Origin of the sequence: Tenacibaculum sp. L6 (assembly GCF_028823685.1) — a bacterium.
Taxonomy (GTDB): Bacteria; Bacteroidota; Bacteroidia; order Flavobacteriales; family Flavobacteriaceae; genus Polaribacter.
Genome location: NZ_JAPEHZ010000136.1, coordinates 1 through 1326, shown reverse-complemented (window position 1 = coordinate 1326; position 1326 = coordinate 1). Strand labels below are relative to the sequence as shown.

Below are 1326 nucleotides of genomic sequence, written 5' to 3'. Positions count from 1 at the left end.
ATTAATTGCTGCTCATAATTTAGATTTCGATTTGCCTGTTTTAAAAAATGAATTAGAAAAATATTATTTAAATTTTGATTGGAATGAAATCAAAAAATTTTGCACGATGAAATGGGGTTATAAAGAATTAAAAAACAAATCTAATCCCAATCCAAAATATCCAAAACTAACTGAATTATATGAGTACTTATTTAATCATAGCATAAGACAATATCATAACTCCCATTCTGATGTTGTTATACTTTCCAAAATTATAAAAGAAATTCTGTTTCTTGAAAAAAAATAAAAAAATGAAAAAACTACTGTTTTTAAGCTTGTTTATTATATCAAATAAGAATTTCGCACAAAAAAATAATTGGGAAGAATTTTCGAAAGAGAAAATAACAACATTAAATATTAATAAAACTAAAATATATAAAATTAAAAACTTTACGTTAAGTGCTGTTTGGAATAGTAAATTAAGTTATTCTGAAAATATTGGCTATTATGGTGGTATTGAGAAATTGATTATATTTAAAGAAAATAAACAATTACAAATAATAAACAACATTGAAGATGGTATTGCTCTCGGCAATATTAATTTTTATTTTTATGACTATAATTTTGATGGACATATAGACTTTTCTATTCCATTTAATTGCGGAAAGATTTGTTGGGAAAAATATTATATTTTCAACCCCAAATCAAATAAATTTGAACATAAAGTGAATTGGGATTATTTAAGAATTCAAAAAATAGATAAAAAAAATAAACTGATTTTATCTGAACCAAGTGGAAACGCATTTGAAGATAACAGTAAAATCTACAAAATAAAAGGGTGGAAAATTATTGAGATTGGTGGAAAATAAAAAAACTACTGCCAACACCGTGTAAAAAAAATTGCTAGTAAAAGCATACTTACGAAAATCCTCTCTGATTTTCTTGGTTCGTGCTTTATTTACTAACTTTAGTGCTTAAAACACGCAACTTTTCTTACACAACAACGTTGTGCAACAGGCAAAAAAAAAACGCAACGAAACAACATTAGACACTAAAAACGAACTAAAATGTGATTTTTTCACTACATTTGCATAAAATACAGACACAATTATGTTAATTAGATTTACAGTTGAGAATTTTTTGTCATTTAAAGACCGAGAAGTGTTTTCTCTTATTCCTGGAAGGGGAACTCTAAAATCACATCATAAATCGAAATCTATAAAAGGAACTTCAGCTCTTAAAACAGCAGTTGTTTATGGTGCAAATGCATCTGGAAAATCCAATTTAATTAAAGCTATCGAGTTTGGAAAAGATTTGATTTTAAAAGGTAATAAGGCAGAGCAACCT

The 1326-nt window shown here is 26.1% G+C and carries 3 protein-coding genes; all 3 read left to right on the top strand.

Annotated features, from left to right (window positions below):
• A partial coding sequence (locus tag OU788_RS12305) for a hypothetical protein (protein WP_274635435.1) occupies positions 1-286 on the top strand: 286 nt, incomplete at its 5' end.
• 4 nt (positions 287-290) lie between these two features.
• The gene (locus OU788_RS12300) at positions 291-848 is read left to right on the top strand and encodes an XAC2610-related protein (RefSeq protein WP_274635434.1); all 558 of its coding nucleotides are present in this window, start codon (positions 291-293) and stop codon (positions 846-848) included.
• A gap of 241 nt (positions 849-1089) precedes the next feature.
• The coding region (locus OU788_RS12295) for an AAA family ATPase (RefSeq protein ID WP_274635433.1) at positions 1090-1326 on the top strand (237 nt) is incomplete at its 3' end.

Coding starts and splice junctions, on each gene's coding strand:
- OU788_RS12300 (WP_274635434.1), top strand. CDS start 291: ATGAAAAAACTACTGTTTTTAAGCTTGTTTATTATATCAAATAAGAAT.